This is a genomic window from Streptomyces dioscori (genome assembly GCF_003024195.1).
Lineage (GTDB): Bacteria > Actinomycetota > Actinomycetes > Streptomycetales > Streptomycetaceae > Streptomyces > Streptomyces dioscori.
Genome location: NZ_KZ679057.1, coordinates 92699 through 110145, shown reverse-complemented (window position 1 = coordinate 110145; position 17447 = coordinate 92699). Strand labels below are relative to the sequence as shown.

General features: G+C 69.6%; 14 protein-coding genes, 1 pseudogene and 1 riboswitch. Of the genes and pseudogenes, 8 read left to right on the top strand and 7 right to left on the bottom strand.

The features are described from left to right. Positions 1 to 53: 53 nt before the first annotated feature. The gene (locus tag C6Y14_RS38235) at positions 54 to 335 is read left to right on the top strand and encodes an HPr family phosphocarrier protein (protein WP_107021509.1); all 282 of its coding nucleotides are present in this window, start codon (positions 54 to 56) and stop codon (positions 333 to 335) included. 364 nt (positions 336 to 699) lie between these two features. Here C6Y14_RS38235 and C6Y14_RS38230 read toward each other — a convergent pair whose 3' ends face one another. From C6Y14_RS38230 to C6Y14_RS38215, 4 genes are all read right to left on the bottom strand, one after another. Next, on the bottom strand, positions 700 to 1392 hold the full coding sequence (locus tag C6Y14_RS38230; protein ID WP_107021508.1) for a GntR family transcriptional regulator: 693 nt from the start codon (positions 1390 to 1392) through the stop codon (positions 700 to 702). Positions 1393 to 1646: 254 nt separating this feature from the next. Then, positions 1647 to 2420, bottom strand: a complete 774-nt coding sequence (locus C6Y14_RS38225; RefSeq protein ID WP_107021507.1) for a M23 family metallopeptidase — start codon at positions 2418 to 2420, stop codon at positions 1647 to 1649. A gap of 13 nt (positions 2421 to 2433) precedes the next feature. Further along, positions 2434 to 2587: riboswitch (cyclic di-AMP (ydaO/yuaA leader) on the bottom strand. Positions 2588 to 2850: 263 nt separating this feature from the next. Then, positions 2851 to 4239, bottom strand: coding sequence for a M16 family metallopeptidase (locus tag C6Y14_RS38220; protein ID WP_107021506.1), 1389 nt, complete (start codon positions 4237 to 4239; stop codon positions 2851 to 2853). Further along, positions 4236 to 5624 (bottom strand): M16 family metallopeptidase, encoded by a 1389-nt coding sequence (locus tag C6Y14_RS38215; protein ID WP_404828890.1) that lies wholly within the window; start codon positions 5622 to 5624, stop codon positions 4236 to 4238. The genes C6Y14_RS38220 and C6Y14_RS38215 overlap by 4 nt, the downstream gene beginning before the upstream one ends. Positions 5625 to 6154: 530 nt before the next feature. Here C6Y14_RS38215 and C6Y14_RS38210 point away from each other — a divergent pair. Further along, on the top strand, positions 6155 to 8605 hold the full coding sequence (locus C6Y14_RS38210) for a DNA gyrase/topoisomerase IV subunit A (RefSeq protein WP_107021505.1): 2451 nt from the start codon (positions 6155 to 6157) through the stop codon (positions 8603 to 8605). Here the strand turns inward: C6Y14_RS38210 and C6Y14_RS38205 are convergent. Beyond that, positions 8602 to 9720, bottom strand: coding sequence for a CobW family GTP-binding protein (locus C6Y14_RS38205; protein ID WP_107021504.1), 1119 nt, complete (start codon positions 9718 to 9720; stop codon positions 8602 to 8604). The two genes, C6Y14_RS38210 and C6Y14_RS38205, sit on opposite strands and share 4 nt — an antisense overlap. A 359-nt stretch (positions 9721 to 10079) precedes the next feature. On the opposite strand from C6Y14_RS38205, the gene C6Y14_RS38200 reads away from it, so the two are divergent. The 6 genes and pseudogenes from C6Y14_RS38200 to C6Y14_RS38180 all read left to right on the top strand — a co-directional run bounded on the left by C6Y14_RS38200 (position 10080) and on the right by C6Y14_RS38180 (position 15260). Further along, on the top strand, positions 10080 to 10580 hold the full coding sequence (locus C6Y14_RS38200) for a DUF6082 family protein (RefSeq protein ID WP_263973121.1): 501 nt from the start codon (positions 10080 to 10082) through the stop codon (positions 10578 to 10580). 173 nt (positions 10581 to 10753) lie between these two features. Next, a complete protein-coding gene (locus C6Y14_RS38195; RefSeq protein ID WP_107021594.1) occupies positions 10754 to 10990 on the top strand; it encodes a hypothetical protein in 237 nt (78 codons plus the stop codon). 450 nt (positions 10991 to 11440) lie between these two features. Beyond that, positions 11441 to 11608: a hypothetical protein gene (locus C6Y14_RS44360; protein WP_159074390.1), complete on the top strand. Its 168-nt coding sequence runs from the start codon at positions 11441 to 11443 to the stop codon at positions 11606 to 11608. Positions 11609 to 11799: 191 nt separating this feature from the next. Further along, a pseudogene (locus C6Y14_RS38190) lies at positions 11800 to 12739 on the top strand (sucrase ferredoxin). 158 nt (positions 12740 to 12897) lie between these two features. Further along, positions 12898 to 14583, top strand: a complete 1686-nt coding sequence (locus tag C6Y14_RS38185) for an ATP-binding protein (protein WP_107021593.1) — start codon at positions 12898 to 12900, stop codon at positions 14581 to 14583. Continuing rightward, positions 14580 to 15260: a response regulator gene (locus C6Y14_RS38180; RefSeq protein WP_107021502.1), complete on the top strand. Its 681-nt coding sequence runs from the start codon at positions 14580 to 14582 to the stop codon at positions 15258 to 15260. The genes C6Y14_RS38185 and C6Y14_RS38180 overlap by 4 nt, the downstream gene beginning before the upstream one ends. 33 nt (positions 15261 to 15293) lie before the next feature. Here C6Y14_RS38180 and C6Y14_RS38175 read toward each other — a convergent pair whose 3' ends face one another. Then, complete coding sequence (locus tag C6Y14_RS38175) at positions 15294 to 16886, bottom strand: solute symporter family protein (protein ID WP_107021501.1); 1593 nt, start codon at positions 16884 to 16886, stop codon at positions 15294 to 15296. Then, positions 16883 to 17371: a DUF485 domain-containing protein gene (locus C6Y14_RS38170; protein ID WP_225891485.1), complete on the bottom strand. Its 489-nt coding sequence runs from the start codon at positions 17369 to 17371 to the stop codon at positions 16883 to 16885. The genes C6Y14_RS38175 and C6Y14_RS38170 overlap by 4 nt, the downstream gene beginning before the upstream one ends. Between the last annotated feature and the right edge of the window lie 76 nt (positions 17372 to 17447).

Sequence of the window (17447 nt, the reverse complement as noted above, 5' to 3'; positions counted from 1 at the left end):
CACCGTATGGAACACTGGTCTAGACAACCTTGACACCTGAAGGGCAGCATCACATGGCTGAGCGCCGCGTCAACGTCGGCTGGGCCGAGGGCCTGCACGCCCGTCCCGCCTCCATCTTCGTCCGGGCGGCCACGGCCACCGGCGTCCCCGTGACGATCGCCAAGGCCGACGGCAACCCCGTCAACGCCGCGTCCATGCTCGCGGTCCTCGGCCTGGGCGCCCAGGGCGGCGAGGAGATCGTCCTGGCCTCCGACGCCGAGGGCGCGGACGCCGCGCTCGACCGCCTGGCGAAGCTGGTCGCGGAGGGGCTCGACGAGCTCCCCGAGACGGTCTGACCCTCAGGTCCCCTCGGACCCCCCAGGTCCCCTCGGACGACCCCCCAGGTCTCTCGGGCCCCCTCCGGTCCCCCGGACCTCATCGGTCCCATCGGATCCACAGGTCCCATCGGATCCCGTACGGCGGAGCCGCGTCACCCACACCCCGGGCGACGCGGCTCCGCCGTTTGCGTGTACGGGGGCATGCCGGACCGTGCGGAACCGGGGCCATTCATTTCCTGCGCGCGGCATCTTGATTTCCGCGCGTCTCCGCCCGCTCCCGCGCGCACGGAAATAGCGTGCTCCACAATTTTGGGCACACGGAAGAAAAGGGCACCGAAAATAGGGACCCGCCGAATATCTCTCTTTGTATACGGCGCTTCTGTTAATGCCGCAGGCCCACTGTGTTTACGGGATGTTGCGAAGTCCTCACACGCTCGGCGCGCTCCCCGCCGGGAAAACGCAGCCGGTGCGCGGACATCGCCCGCTCCGTGTGCAGCGCCGTGATCGCCCTGGCCCGGTCGCTGTCACCGCGGGCCACGGCGTCCACGATGGCCCCGTGCTCGGTCCAGGACTCGGCGGGGTGTGCGGGCGCCTCGACCGAGTACATCCAAGCGATCTTGTGCCGCAGCTGGCCGAGCGTCGAGGTCAGCGCCGGACTGCCGGAGGACTGCGCGAGCGTCTCGTGGAACCAGCCGCCGAGCGAGCGCAGGTCCTCGCTGTTGCCCTGCCTGGCCCGCTCCTGGCCGAGCCTGACCAGGCCGCGCAGCACCTTGAGATGGGCCTCCGTACGCCGCTGGGCGGCCCGGGCGGCGCCCAGCGGCTCCAGCAGCACACGCATCTCCAGGAGGTCGGCGGCCTCCTGCTCCGTGGGTTCCGCGACGCACGCGCCCGCGTGCCGGCGGGTGATCACGAAGCCCTCCGCCTCCAGCGTGCGCAGTGCCTCGCGCACGGGGACCCGCGAGACGCCGTAGCGGCGCGCGAGCAGTTCTTCGGTGAGCCGGCTGCCGCGCTCGTAGACACCCGCGACGATGTCGTCCCGGATCGCCGTGCATACCGAGCGCGCGGGAATACGCATGACCGGACCTCCGCCTTAATCCCCGCGAAACGCGGTCGATTGACGCTTGTTCGGTGACTCTATTGCAGAGAACGGGAAATTCCGAAGGCAGCCGGGAATCCATGGATATTTTTTGGACACACCGCGCTTCTGAACAGGCAGTCGTCCGGTACGAAAGTGACCGGAAGCCGTCCGGACGCGCGCAGGCCCCGGCTCGGTGAGCCGGGGCCTGCGACGAAGGTGCGGTGCGGGTGCGCTACGGAAGCGCCGTGCTGTCAGACGTTCACGCCGTGCCCGCGGAGGTAGGCGATCGGGTCCATGTCGGATCCGTACTCTGCGGTCGTCCGCGCCTCGAAGTGCAGGTGCGCCCCCGTGACGTTGCCGGTCGCCCCGGAGAGGGCTATCTGCTGCCCCGGAGTGACCGTCTGGCCGACCGAGACACCGATGGACGAGAGGTGCCCGTACTGGGTGTACGTGCCGTCGACCATCTTGATGACGACCTGGTTGCCGTACGAGCCTCCCCAGTCGGCCTCCACGACGGTGCCGGAGCCCACCGCGTGCACGGCGGTGCCGCTGGCGGCGTGGAAGTCGATGCCGGTGTGGCTCCCGGAGGACCAGATGCCGCCACCTGCCTGGTAGGAGGTGGAGACGTACGAGCCGGTGATCGGCGCGGTGTAGGCGTTGAGGCGCTTGCGCTCGGCCTCGCGGGCCGCACGGGCCTTGGCCTCGCGCTCCTTCTCGGCCTTCGCCCTGGCCTCCTCCGCACGCTTCTTCGCGTCGGCCTCGGCCTTCTCACGGGCGGCGGCCTGCTCGGCGGCCTGGCGCTGGGCGACGGCCTGCGCGTCGATCTCGTGGGCGACCGAGTCGCCCATGGTGACGGCCTTCAGGGGGCCCGTCTGCTCGATCTCGCTCTCGGCGGCGAACGCCGGGGCGGCCAGCGTGCCCACGACACCGGTGGTGGCCAGGGCGGCGACGCCGACGGTCCTGCGGGTGGTGCGCGTCATGCGGCTGGGAAGACGGTGCTTCCCCGTGGCGCGGGTGAACGCCATGAAGTGGCTGGTCCTTTCCTTCCTTCTCGCCTACCGGGTTAGCTGACGGGTTCGGAGCAGGAAGGTCTCCTACGGACCCCCTCCTGGAGGGCGTCCGATTCACCCCAGGGACGTGGGTCCCCGGCTCCCCTGGCTCGCGCCATGCGGGGACTCGGCGATGACTGTCCGGTGCCGCGGACGCGGCGCGATGCCTGACGAACAGCCGGACCGACGCTAAGCGGCGCCTCTTTCGATAGACAAACGGATCACCGTTTTTGAGGCGCATGCCACAGGGCAGACAGGCAACTTCCCTGCAATACGGACAAACCAGGGGCGGAGAAGGACAGGAAAGGGCCCGGGTGACTCGTCCGGTCACCCGGGCCCCGGCCGTGACAGGTCCCGCTCGCTCACAGATCCCGCTCGCTCACAGGTCCTGCCCGGTCACCGATCCCTACTCGGCCGTCACGACGCTGACTTCGCCGACACCGAGCGCCCTGACGGGCTCCTCGATCTGCGCGGCGTCCCCGACGAGGACGGTCACCAGACGGTCCACCGGAAACGCGTTCACGGCGGCCGCGGTGGCCTCCACGGTGCCGGTCGCGGCGAGCTGCTTGTACAGCGTCGCCTGGAAGTCGTCCGGCAGGTGCTGCTCGACCTGGTCGGCGAGCGTGCCCGCGACGGCGCCCGCGGTCTCGTACTTCAGCGGTGCCACACCCACCAGGTTCTGCACGGCGACATCGCGCTCGGCGTCCGTCAGGCCCTCGGCGGCGAGGGTGCGCAGCACCTTCCAGAGGTCGTCGAGCGCCGGCCCGGTGTTCGGGGTGTCCACGGAACCGCTGATGGCGAGCATCGAGATGCCCGTCCCGTCCGGAGCGGAGCGCAGCACCTGGCCGAACGCACGCACTCCGTAGGTGTATCCCTTCTCCTCCCGCAGGACGCGGTCCAGGCGGGAGGTGAGGGTGCCACCGAGGCAGTACGTGCCGAGCACCTGGGCGGGCCACACGCGGTCGTGCCGGTCCGCGCCGACGCGCCCGATGAGCAGCTGCGTCTGGACGGCTCCGGGCCGGTCGACGATGATCACGCGGCCGGTGTCGTCGGCGGTCACCGAGGGCACGGGCCGGGCCTGGGCCTGCGATCCGGTCCAGGCGCCGAGCGTGTCCCCCAGCAGCGCGTCGAGGTCGACGTCCGTGAGGTCGCCGACGACGACCGCGGTGGCCGTGGCGGGGCGTACGTGCTTCTCGTAGAAGGCGCGCACGGCCGCCGAGTCGATCGCGGTGACCGTCTCCTCGGTGCCCTGCCGCGGACGCGACATGCGGGAGTCCGCCGGGAAGAGCTGCCGGGACAGCTCCTTGGCGGCCCGGCGGGCCGGGTTGGCGGTCTCGTGCGGGATCTCGTCGAGCCGGTTGCGCACCAGCCGCTCGATCTCGCCGTCATCGAACGCGGGTGCCCTGAGGGCGTCGGCGAGCAGGCCGAGCGCCTTGGGCAGCCGGGAGACGGGGACTTCGAGGCTCAGCCGTACGCCGGGGTGGTCGGCGTGGGCGTCCAGGGTGGCGCCGCAGCGCTCCAGCTCGGCGGCGAACTCCTCGGCGGAGTGCTTGTCCGTGCCCTCCGAGAAGGCCCGCGCCATGATCGTGGCGATGCCGTCGAGCCCCTTGGGCTCGGCCTCCAGCGGGGCGTCCAGGAGGACCTCCACGGCGACGACCTGCTGGCCGGGGCGGTGGCAGCGCAACAGCGTCAGGCCGTTGCCGAGGGTGCCGCGCTCGGGCGCCGGGAAGGCCCAGGGCCTGGCCTCGCCGGCCTGGGGCTGCGGGTGGAACTCCATCGTGGCGAGCTCGGTCACTTGGCCGCCTCCTCGTCGGTGTTGTCAGCGGCGCCGGTCTCTTCGGACGCGCCGGTCTCCTCGGGCGCGTCGGCCTCGTCCGCGGCGAGCGGCTCGTAGACCAGTACCGCGCGGTTGTCGGGGCGCAGGCGGGCCTTGGCGACCTCCTGGACCTCCTCCGCGGTGATGTCGAGAACGCGCTGCACGGCGGTCAGGGCGAGCTGGGGGTCGCCGAACAGGACCGCGTACCGGCACAGTTCGTCGGCGCGGCCCGCGACCGTGCCGAGCCGGTCCAGCCACTCGCGCTCCAACTGGGCCTGGGCGCGCTCCATCTCCTCGGCCGTGGGGCCCTCCTCGGCGAACCGGGCGAGCTCCTCGTCGACGGCGGCCTCGATGACGGGGACCTCGACGTCACCGGACGTCTTCACGTCGAGCCACCCCAGGGAGGGCGCTCCGGCGAGGCGCAGCAGGCCGAACCCGGCCGCGACGGCGGTGCGGTCACGGCGTACGAGCCGGTTGTAGAGCCGGGACGACTCGCCGCCGCCGAGCACGGTCAGGGCGAGGTCGGCGGCGTCGGACGCGCGCGTGCCGTCCTCCGGGAGCCGGTAGGCGGCCATCAGCGCGCGGGCCGGGACCTCCTCCTCGACGACCTCGCGCAGCTGCCCGCCCATGGTCTCCGGGAGCGAGCCGTCGCGCGGGGCGGGCTTGCCGTCGTGCCCGGCGACGGACCCGAAGTACTTCTCGACCCAGGCGAGCGTCTGCTCCGGGTCGATGTCCCCGACGATCGACAGGACGGCGTTGTTGGGCGCGTAGTAGGTGCGGAAAAAGGCGCGCGCGTCCTCAAGGGTGGCCGCGTCCAGGTCGGCCATCGACCCGATCGGGGTGTGGTGGTAGGGGTGGCCCTCCGGGTAGGCGAGGGCGGTCAGCTTCTCGAAGGCGGTGCCGTAGGGGACGTTGTCGTAGCGCTGCCTGCGCTCGTTCTTGACGACGTCCCGCTGGTTTTCCATCGACTCCTCGTCGAGGGCCGCGAGCAGCGAGCCCATGCGGTCGGCCTCCAGCCAGAGGGCGAGCTCCAGCTGGTGCGTCGGCATGGTCTCGAAGTAGTTGGTGCGCTCGAAACTCGTCGTGCCGTTGAGCGAACCGCCCGCTCCCTGGACCAGTTCGAAGTGGCCGTTGCCCTTCACCTGGCCGGAACCCTGGAACATCAGGTGCTCGAAGAGGTGGGCGAGCCCGGTACGGCCCTTGACCTCGTGACGCGAGCCGACGTCGTACCAGAGGCACACCGCCGCGACCGGGGTCAGGTGGTCCTCGGAGAGCACCACACGCAGGCCGTTGGCCAGGCGGTGCTCGGTCGCTGTCAGGCCGCCGGAACCGGCCTCGGCGGTGGCCGTGTGACCCATGGGCATGTACGTCCCTTCGATCGCGGAAAACTGCTGAATTCCTGCTAGTCGTGCCACTGTATGCAAGCGCGCGGACGGCTGGCGAAGTTCCCGCATCGGCTACGCCGAGAGCGAGCACGCGCACCCCGGCAGAGCCGCCCCCGTCAGGGGCGCCCTGTAAGGGACGCGGGGAACTGCGCGACCAGCCACGACGGACCCGCACCCGACAAACACCCTGGCCGCTCCCCCCAAGGGGCGCGGGGAACTGCGCGACCGGCCACCACCGGCCCGCACCCGACAACTCCCGGCCCGGTGCCCCCGTGGAAACGGAACGCGGTAGCGTCCTCAGACCTCCGCGGTCAGCCGCGGCCACGCGCGTGGAGCCTCCGGGGCCGCCTCGAACGCGGCCCGCCAGGCCTGTTGAGGCGGTCGAGCGCCCGGCCCGACAGGCCCGTACGGACGGGTCGTGGTCCGCGTTGTCAGTACTGCGGTCCACAATGGACCGCGTCAGAACCCGTTCATGCCCCGGCAGAGACTGTGAAGGAGTCGCAGCAGCGATGGCCCGCCGCAGCACGAAGACCCCGCCTTCCGACGACTTCGAGGAGCGCATCCTCGACATCGACGTCGTCGACGAGATGCAGGGCTCTTTCCTTGAGTACGCGTACTCGGTCATCTACTCCCGAGCCCTGCCGGACGCCCGCGACGGCCTCAAGCCCGTGCACCGCCGCATCGTCTACCAGATGAACGAGATGGGGCTCCGCCCCGACCGCGGCTACGTGAAGTGTGCCCGCGTCGTCGGCGAGGTCATGGGTAAGCTCCACCCGCACGGCGACGCGTCGATCTACGACGCGCTGGTCCGTCTGGCCCAGCCCTTCTCCATGCGGCTGCCCCTGGTCGACGGCCACGGCAACTTCGGTTCGCTGGGCAACGACGACCCGCCGGCCGCCATGCGGTACACCGAGGCGAGGATGGCCGACGCCACCTCTCTCATGACGGAGTCGATCGAAGAGAACACGGTCGACTTCGCCCCGAACTACGACGGCCAGGAGCAGGAGCCGTCGGTCCTCCCGGCCGCGTATCCGAACCTCCTGGTCAACGGCGCGTCGGGCATCGCGGTCGGCATGGCGACGAACATGGCGCCGCACAACCTCGGCGAGGTCATCGCCGCCGCCCGCCACCTGATCCGCCACCCGGGGGCCGATCTCGAAACGCTCATGAAGTACGTCCCGGGCCCCGACCTGCCCACCGGCGGCCGGATCGTCGGCCTGAGCGGCATCAGGGACGCGTACGAATCGGGCCGCGGCACCTTCAAGATCCGCGCGACGGTGTCCGTGGAGAACGTGACGGCGCGCCGCAAGGGCCTCGTCGTCACCGAACTGCCCTTCACCGTCGGCCCGGAGAAGGTGATCGCGAAGATCAAGGACCTGGTCGGCTCGAAGAAGCTGCAGGGCATCGCCGACGTCAAGGACCTCACCGACCGCTCGCACGGCCTGCGCCTGGTCATCGAGGTCAAGAACGGCTTCGTGCCGGAGGCGGTCCTGGAGCAGCTCTACAAGCTGACGCCGATGGAGGAGTCCTTCGGCATCAACAACGTGGCACTGGTGGACGGCCAGCCGCTCACGCTCGGCCTCAAGGAACTGCTGGAGGTGTACCTCGACCACCGCTTCGAGGTCGTGCGCCGCCGCAGCGAGTTCCGCCGCACCAAGAAGCGCGACCGGCTGCATCTGGTCGAGGGCCTGCTCGTCGCCCTGCTGGACATCGACGAGGTCATCCGCCTCATCCGCTCCAGTGAGAACTCCGCCCAGGCCAAGCAGCGCCTGATCGAGCACTTCTCACTGAGCGAGATCCAGACGCAGTACATCCTGGACACGCCGCTGCGCCGGCTGACCAAGTTCGACCGGATCGAGCTGGAGACCGAGCGCGACCGCCTCAACGGCGAGATCGACGAGCTGACCGGCATCCTGGACTCGGACGCCGAGCTGCGCAAGCTGGTGTCGGCCGAACTGGCAGCGGTGGCCAAGAAGTTCGGCACCGACCGGCGTACGGTGCTGCTGGAGTCGGCCGGTTCCGCCGCCACGGCCGTTCCGCTGCAGGTGGCCGACGACCCGTGCCGGGTACTCCTGTCGTCGACTGCACTGCTCGCGCGTACCGCCAACGGTGACCCCTTCGGGGAGAGCGAGGGCAGGCGCGTCAAGCACGATCTGATCGTCTCCGCCGTCCCGGCGACCGCACAGGGCGAGATCGGCGCGGTCACGTCCAGCGGACGGCTCCTGCGGCTCAACGTCATCGACCTCCCCCAGCTGCCCGAGACCGCCTCGGCGCCCAACCTCTCCGGAGGCGCGCCGATCTCGGAGTTCCTGGCCCTGGAGGGCGATGAGCAGGTGGTCTGCCTGATGACGCTCGACGAGTCGTCGCCCGGCCTGGCGCTCGGCACCCAGCAGGGTGTGGTCAAGCGCGTGGTCCCGGACTACCCGTCCAACAAGGAGGAGCTGGAGGTCATCACCCTCAAGGACGGTGACCGGATCATCGGCGGGGCCGAGTTGCGCACCGGTGAGGAGGACCTGATCTTCATCACCGACGACGCGCAGCTGTTGCGCTACCAGGCGTCCCAGGTCCGCCCGCAGGGCCGGCCGGCGGGCGGCATGACGGGTGTGAAGCTCACGGACGGGGCCAAGGTGATCTCCTTCACGGCGGTCGACCCGGCCGTGGACGCGGTGGTGTTCACCGTGGCGGGTTCGCGGGGCACGCTGGACGACTCGGTCCAGACGACGGCCAAGCTGACCCCCTTCGACCAGTACCCGCGCAAGGGCCGCGCCACGGGCGGCGTGCGCTGCCAGCGGTTCCTGAAGGGCGAGGACTGCCTGAGCCTGGCCTGGGCGGGCCCCGCTCCGGCGCGGGCGGCGCAGAAGGACGGCACGCCGGCCGAGCTCCCGGAGATGGACCCGCGGCGCGACGGCTCGGGGGTCTCCCTGGCGAAGACGGTTTCGGTGGTGGCGGGCCCGGTCTAGCCCGCGCCGCCCGGCAGGTCGCCCCACCCGCCTTGACCTGCCGCTTCCACCTCTTCCTCGGCCTCCGGCTCCTGTACGTAACGCAGGACGCCCCACATGCTGCGTTCGTCGGCGTGTGGGGCGTCGTCCTTGCATGCCTCCAGTTTCTTGCCGAGCGCGACGGCGTCGATGCCGGAGCCGATGAGCACGAGCTGGGTGAGCCGCTCACCCGGAGCCCAGGGTTCCGGATAGAAACGCAGGAATCGGCCGACCGCGTGCACGGCATACCGGTTGCCTGGATCGGCGGCGCCGAAGTCGACGTACCCCTTGATCCGGTACAGACCGTCGGGCCTGCTGTCGAGGAAGTCCATCAACCGCCGGGGCCCGAGGGGCACTTCGGAGGTGAAGGAGACGGACTCGTAGGCGGAGTGCAGGTGTCCGAGGTGCTCGTCGGCGCCACCGTCACCACGGTCACGGTCCTCGTGCCGGTGCAGGTCGTCGAAGGACAACTGGCCGATACGTTCCTCGGTCGGCCGGCAGTCGAAGAGGAACTCGGGGTCGATCCTCCCGTACGACGCGGATACGACGGCGGCACCGTCGGCGAGCGTACGCACCAGCCCCGTCACACGGTCGGGGTCCGGCGCGCGGTCCGCCTTGTTGACGACGACCAGGTCGGCGATGGCGAGATGCCGGTCGATCTCAGGATGCTTCTCGCGGGTGGCGTCGAACTCGGCGGCGTCGACGACCTCCACGAGCCCCCCGTAGACGATGTGCGGGTTCTCGCTGGCCAGGAGCATCTTCACCAGCTCCTGGGGCTCGGCGAGACCGCTCGCCTCGATGACGATCACGTCCATCCGGGACGAGGGCCGGGCGAGCCGGTCCAGATACAGATCGAGTTCACTGGCGTCGACGGCGCAGCACAGACACCCGTTCCCGAGGGAGACGGTGGAGTCCCCGAGCGCCCCCGCGACAGCCATGGCATCGATCTCGATGGCACCGAAGTCGTTCACGACGGCACCGATACGGCTGCCTCCGCTGCGGTGCAGGAGGTGGTTGAGCAGCGTGGTCTTACCGGAACCGAGGAAACCGGCGAGGACGAGGACCGGGATCTGCTGGGGGCTCGCCTGACTCGACACGCGACCTCTCTCACACCAATTGCGTGCTCCGGCTCGCAAACCGGCTCGCACGACGGGGGACGAATGCCCGCCAAGGATACGAGCCGCCCTACAAAGCGCCGGAAGTGAACGATTGTTCGCGGCGCTCGCGGGGCACACGTTGGGCAAGGCGCCGAGTTGCGCGACCCGCGCTTACCTCCGTGCGCCGCCTCTCCGCCTCCCAGCCGATCAGAGCCGCTCGGCACCATTGGACGTTGGCAAGCGCGCCGCCCACCGCTCGCCGGTTCGCTCCCCGTCACCTGCACCCGGCGACCGGCGGACGGTCGCTTGATTCGGGGGTTGACATGTACACATATGGAATTAGGGGGCTTGGCCCTGCCGTGACGGCGGGCCTCGCATTCGCAGCGGGGGCTCTCACGGCGTTCGCCGCGCAGCGCCTGCACGACGAGAACACTCTTCTTGCGCACCTCGATCGGATGCACCAGGAACAGCAGCAGCACTACCAGCGCATCGACATGGCGGACAAGCATCGACTCCAGTTCGATCTGCTGTGCAAAGCCGTACAGGATCCTGACCTTTCCGCAGTACTGGACACGTACGAAATCGAGGTATCCCAGACTCAGCTACGGCAGTACCTGTTCGCCAATGCCCTGTACGGGAACATTCTTCACGCGTTCCGCATGGGCACCGTGAACCTCGACGAAGCCCTCGGCCATATGCGCGGCATCTGTCAGAGCAGGATATTTCGGGAGTATTGGGAAGTCACACTTCACCACCGGGCGAGCCTCCCAGCCGACTCGCAGGAACGATTGCTCTCAGGCCATGTCGACGAAATCGTCACAAGGGCGAGCGACGAGAATGACCAATGGTGGGTTTCCTGACGCTTTCCAGAGGCACACTTCCGCGCACGCGCGCCCCCTCGGCACCCCAAGGCGCCCACCTCCACGACCGAAAAATATCGTCACTTTCTACATCGACGCTAGGTTTGACAAGCCGGAATACAAGGTGAGCAAAACGCTACAATTCATCATATAACATCCGAATGGAACCCCCGTTGAAGATTGTCCGCAGACTCGGCGTCCCTCCAACGGCTCGGGGAAGCATGTCTGGCCAGACGTGTCCAGACATCTTCGAGCTCAGCGATGGAAGTTTCGCCATTATCGGCACAGACGCCACGGCAACCCTGGACGGGAACCTTCCCACAGACGCCGCACGAGCAGAATACGAGCGCATCGTGGTCATTGACCGCAAAACCCTGATTCACGCCAAGAAAGACATCCCCGACGCCTGATCCGTTGACGAAGGCCGCTACGGGCCAACGGGATAAGGAAGCGCACTGGCACCACCAAGTGCGGGCCCCCAAAAACTGACGCCACAACGTCGAGGCCGCCAGCATGCGACGGACGCCGAACGAGTACGCGGTGAGCCCAGCCTCATCGTGCGGCTGACTAGGCGGCATCCATGACTCTCCGCCCAGACACCAGGACATGATCCAAGCGGGCGAACCCGGCCACACATCCGGCCACCCCGAAGAACGTCAGCGAGGTCCGCACCCGATCGGTGCAGGACCTCGCAGTCTTTTTCAAGCCATACTTTGGCTTATCCTCCGGGGCCGACAAGCCGAACCGGGTCGCTGAGCGCAACGCTTCGTGATCAGCATGTGGCTGCCACTCCGGCGCGACTACCTCGCCACATCACGCTCCACACGGCGCCCCGAGTCGGCGCCGGGAGATCTTCTCAAATGGAAACGTTCGCATGGCACGTCGCGGCGGCGCGCCCAGCCGTCGACTCACTGCCCGATCACAAGGCCTCCGAACGGCTCCGCGTGGCCGCGATCGCCGCGTCGACCGTCGCTCCGCTGCACTTCAACCTCTCCCACGAGGCAGCGTTGACACGGACCGCCTCCTGATCCGACGCTCGTCGATCCGCACGCTCGTCGCCCCCTGCCGCCCGAGAGGCGCGACCGTCAGGGCAACGGACTGCCGACGCACCGGGGGAAACGGCCATCTCAGCCAACTCAACTGCTTCCGGCACTTTCGGCACAGGGACATCACCGGCCCCATCGGTCACCAGGAGCCAAGTCAGGTTAGGCTCACCTCTGTGAGTACGTGCGCGAAGGTCTCACAGGACCTGGAGGAGCCCCTCGCGGGGACCGCCGCCACGGCGAGGACGTGGCTGCTGGTCGAGCAGCCCGGCCCCTGGGGCGCCGAAGCGCTGACATCAAGTCACCTGGATCCCGTACTGGGCCGTGCCCTGAAGCAGGCCGCCGAGGCCACCGGCGTGCGCATCGCCCTGATCCGCCGCCCGGGACGCCACGCGGACTGTCACAAGGTCGCCGAGCGCCAGGTGTACGCGGCCCACACCACTCCGGGAAACGTATGGCTGCACAGCGCCATGACATCGGACCCCGAGCAGCTGCTCAAACTTGATTTCACCGAGCTGGGCAGAGGCCTGCCCGGTACCTTCGACACCGCGCTCGATGGCCGCCCCCACGACGGTGAACCACTGGCCCTCGTCTGCACCAACGGCAAGCGTGACCGCTGCTGTGCCCTGCTCGGCCGCCCCCTCGCCGCCGAACTCGCCGCCTCCGGAGTGGCGGGAGCCTGGGAGGTCACGCACCTGGGAGGGCACCGCTTCTCACCCACCCTCCTCGTCCTGCCGTTCCGGTTACGCATACGGGCGCGCCGAGGCCCATGCCGTGAAAGAGGTCCTCCAGGGCGTACGCGAAGGGCGTGTCGTCACCGAGGGGTGCCGCGGCAGCTCCGCCTGGGAACGCCCCGGCCAGGCGGCCGAGCTGGCCGTGCGTACAGCGGTGCGCGAGGACGCGGCGGGCGCGCTGAACGTGGTCCGTACCGAGGGCGAGACACCCCACTGGGAGGTGACGGTTGCCCACACCGACGGCCGCCAGTGGCTCGTCTCGGTCAGTCAGGGCGCCTCGTCGCCGCCGCGTGCGGAGAGCTGCGGCTCGGCTCTCGGTTCCCCGGCCCGGATGGACGTGACGGTGGTGCGTGAGCTGTCACGTACAGCCGCCGACTGGTGACGACACGCTCCGCGGCCCGTGCGCCTGTTGATGCGGCGGTCCCCGCCCCCTCAAGCCGTCAACCTGTTGACCCGCTGACCCGCTGACCACGGCATCCGAACGAGATCCACGCCACTTCGTCTACGGCCCGGCCCACCGTTCCCCGTACCGTCATGGGTATGAGCTCCACTCCCCCTGCTCGACGACTCCGCCTCGGCATGCCCAGGCGGATGTTCTCGCAGGTGCTGCTGATGCAGGTGGCGATCGCCGCCGGAGTCGCCGTACTCGCGACAGGGCTGTTCCTCGCTCCTCTCAGCGATCAGCTGGACGACCAGGCGATGCGTCGCGCGCTCGCGATCGCGCAGACCACGGCGGCACAGCCACAGCTCGCCGACGAGCTGACGTCGACGCGTCCCTCGGCGGACGGGCCAGTCCAGGCCGAGGCGGAGCGGATCCGCGAGGCGAGCGGGGCCGAGTATGTCGTGGTCATGGACATGCACGGGGTGCGCTGGTCGCACACCAACCCCGCCGAGATCGGGGGACGCGTCTCCACCGACCCGCAGCAGGCGCTGGCCGGCCGGGAGGTCATGGAGATCGACGACGGCACACTGGGCCGCTCGGCACGCGGCAAGGTGCCGCTGCGCGACGCCGATGGTGACATCGTCGGCGCGGTCTCGGTCGGTATCGAGTACGACAGCGTGCGGGCCCGTCTGATCCACGCCATCCCGGGGCTCTTCGCCTACGCGGGCGGGGCGATGGCGGTGGGCGCGCTGGCCGCCTATCTGATTTCACGACGGGTCCAGCGGCAGACCCGTGACCTGGCCTTCTCGGACATCGCCGGACTGCTGGCGGAACGTGAGGCCATGCTGCACGGCATCAGGGAGGGCGTCGTCGCGCTGGACCGCGAGGGCAGGATCCGGCTCCTCAACGACGAGGCCCGGCGACTGCTGGGCCTGGGCGACGAAGCCGTGGGGCAGTCTCTCGGCACGGCGCTCGGCGAAGGACGTACGGCCGATGTGCTGGCCGGGACCGTCAACGGAACCGATCTGCTCACCGTCCGCGGACAGCGGGTGCTGGTCGCCAACCGCATGCCCACCGACGACGGCGGCGCCGTGGCCACGCTGCGGGACCGCACGGAACTGGAGCAGCTGGGCCGCGAGCTGGATTCCACGCGCGGTCTCATCGACGCCCTGCGCGCCCAGGACCACGAGCACGCCAACCGGATGCACACGCTGCTCGGGCTGCTGGAACTGGAGATGTTCGACGACGCCGTGGAGTTCGTCGGCGAGGTCGTCGGCGACCACAGGGCCACCGCGGAACAGATCACCGAGAAGATCCACGACCCGTTGCTCGCCGCCCTCCTGGTGGGCAAGGCAACTGTCGCGGCGGAGCGTGCCGTGGCCCTGACGGTCTCCGACAGGACACAGTTTCCCGACCGGCTGATCGATGCCCGGGGGCTGGTCACGATCGTCGGGAACCTCGTCGACAACGCGCTCGACGCCGTCGCCGGCACCCTCCACGCGCGCGTGGAGGTCGAATTGCGCGCGGAGGGGCGTACCGCCGTGCTCAAGGTGCGGGACACCGGGCCGGGCATCCCCGCCGGTCAACGTGAGCTGATCTTCACGGACGGCTGGTCCACCAAGGAACCGCCGGCCCACCGAGGACGCGGGATCGGCCTGTCGCTGGTGCGCCGGCTCGCCGAACGGCAGGGTGGCAGCGCACAGGTCGCGCAGGCGGAGGGCGGAGGCGCGGAATTCACGATCGTCCTGCCGGAGGCCCTCGCGGAACCGGCGCCCACATCCGGGCCGGAGGCCGACCCGGCACGGGAGAGATCCGCCACGACCACCAAGGAGGAGCCGCGATGATCGAGGTACTGGTCGTGGACGACGACGTCCGGGTCGCTCGGGTCAACGCCGCCTACGTGGAGAAGGTCGCGGGTTTCCATGTCGCGGCCGAGGCGCACTCGGCGGCGGAGGCCCTGCGGCAGATAGAGGCACTGCCCCGGCTGGACCTGGTGCTGCTCGACCACTACCTGCCCGACGACACGGGTCTCGCGGTCGTCCAGGAGATGCGGCGGCGGGGCCTCCAGGCCGACGTGATCATGGTGACCGCGGCCCGTGACATCACCACGGTCCAGGCGGCCATGCGGCACGGCGCCCTGCAGTACCTGGTGAAACCGTTCGCCTTCGCCGGGCTCCGCGCGAAACTTGAGGCGTACGCCGAACTGCGTCGCACCCTCGACGGCGGCGGCGAGGCCGAGCAGGCCGAGGTCGACCGCATCTTCGGCGCCCTCTCCACCGGCACGGAACCGGATCTGCCCAAAGGGCACTCCCCCACCACCGCGGAGGCGGTGCGCCAAACCCTGGTGAACGCGGAAGGCCCGCTGTCCGCCCAGGAGCTCGCTGAGCGGACCGGCCTCAGCCGGCAGACCGCCCAGCGCTATCTGAAGCTTCTTGAGCGCACCGGCCGGGCCACCCTGAGCCTGAAGTACGGTGACGCGGGCCGCCCCGAACACCGCTATGTCTGGGCGACCCGGCCCTGACGGAGAGCCCGCCGGAGCATCCACGGGTGCGCCTCAGACCGCCCCCGCTCCCGTGAGCGCCCGCACCTCGGTCTCCGCGTGCTTGGCCTCGTCCGGCGCCTCCGTCGACGTGATCGTGCCGAGCAAGCCCGCGAGGAAGCCCAGCGGAATGGACACCAGGCCCGGGTTGTCCAGCGGGAAGTACTGGAAGTCGGCGCCCGGGAACAGTGAACCGGGACCGCCCGACACCACGGGCGACAGCACCACGAGCACCAGGGCAGGCACCAGGCCCCCGTACACGGACCACACCGCGCCGCGTGTCGTGAAGTTCCGCCAGAACAGCGAGTACAGCAGGACGGGCAGGTTCGCCGACGCGGCGACCGCGAAGGCCAGTCCCACCAGGAACGCCACATTGAGGTCGCGTGCCAGCAGGCCGAGCGCGATGGCCACGACGCCGACCCCGACCGCGGCGGCCCGTGCCACGGCCACCTCGCTGCGCGGTTTGGCGTGCCGTCGCCGCAACGACGCATAGAGGTCGTGGGCCACGGAAGCCGAGGAGGCGAGCGTGATACCGGCGACCACCGCGAGGATCGTGGCGAAGGCGATCGCGGCGACGATCGCAAAAAGAACCGTTCCTCCAGTGGAGGAGGCCCCGCCGCCCAGATCGAGCGCCAGCAGCGGAACCGCCGTGTTCCCGGCCGCGTTCGACCCGCGTACGGCATCGGGGCCGACGATCGCCGCCGCACCGAACCCCAGCACGATCGTCATCAGGTAGAACCCGCCGATCAGCCCGATCGACCAGACGACCGAGCGACGGGCTGCACGGGCGGTCGGCACGGTGTAGAAACGCGACAGGATGTGCGGCAGGCCCGCCGTGCCGAGCACCAGAGCCAGTCCCAGGCTGATGAAGTCGAGGCGCGACGTCCAGTCCCCGCCGTACTTCAGACCCGGCGCCAGGAACGCCTTCCCGTGCCCGCTCCGCTCCGCCGCCGTACGCAGCAACTGGTCGAAGTCCCCGTGGAACCGCACCAGGACGAGCACGGTCAACGCGATCGCCCCGCCCATGAGCAGGACCGCCTTGACGATCTGGATCCATGTGGTGGCCCGCATCCCGCCGAACGACACGTACACGACCATGAGCGCGCCCACGCCGATGACCGTCCAGGTCTGTGCCGCCTCGCTCGTGCCTCCCAGCAACAGCGCGACCAGGCTGCCCGCTCCCACCATCTGGGCGACCAGATACAGAACCGACACGGTCACCGAGGACGTTCCCGCCGCGATGCGCACCGGCCGCTCACTCATACGGGCGGCGACGACGTCGGCGAGTGTGAACCGTCCGCAGTTACGCACCAGTTCGGCGACCAGGAAGAGGACGACCAGCCACGCGACGAGGAACCCCACCGAGTACAGCAGCCCGTCGTAGCCGAAGAGCGCGATCAGTCCCGAGATACCGAGGAAGGAGGCGGCGGACATGTAGTCGCCCGCGATGGCAAAACCATTCTCCATCGGCGAGAAGAGCCGGCCGCCCGCATAGAACTCCTCCGCCGAACCGTGCCGGTGACGGCTCACCCAGGTAGTGATCCCCAAGGTGATCGCGACGAACACGCTGAAGAGCAGCAGGGCCAGCGTCTGATGGTTTCCCGTCACCTCCCACCGCCCGCGACGCTGCGCGTCAGCTCCTGTGTGTCCCAGCGCAGGTCGAGCGCGGCGCGGTCCCTGCGCAGCCGCGCGTGCCGCGCGTACGCCCAGGTGAAGAGGAACGTCGTGAGGAACTGACCGAGCCCCGCGACCATCGCCACGTTCACCGCGCCGACGACGGGCCGCGCCATGAAGGCCGGCGCCGTGGTCGCCGTCACCACATACGCCACGTACCAGGTGAAGAACACCGCGACGGCCGGAACCACGAACCTCCGATAACGGCTGCGCACCTCCTGGAAGGCGGCACTGCGCTGCACCTCCAGATAGACATCGGCGGCGCGCGCGCTGAGGTCGTCCTGCTCCCCGCGCGCGGGCGGCACAGCGGAAGCGGGCGCACCCGTACCGTCCAACTCGCCCCACCCGGAGGCGAGCGCGTCGTACCAGGGGTCGTCGATCCGGACCTGTCCGGGGTCGGGACCGTCGTGCTTCTCCACCGAACTCTCCTTGTCCGCCGCCCGTTTCGGCCGCGTGCCCAAGGATGGACAGAACGGGAAGATCCCTGACTCTTCT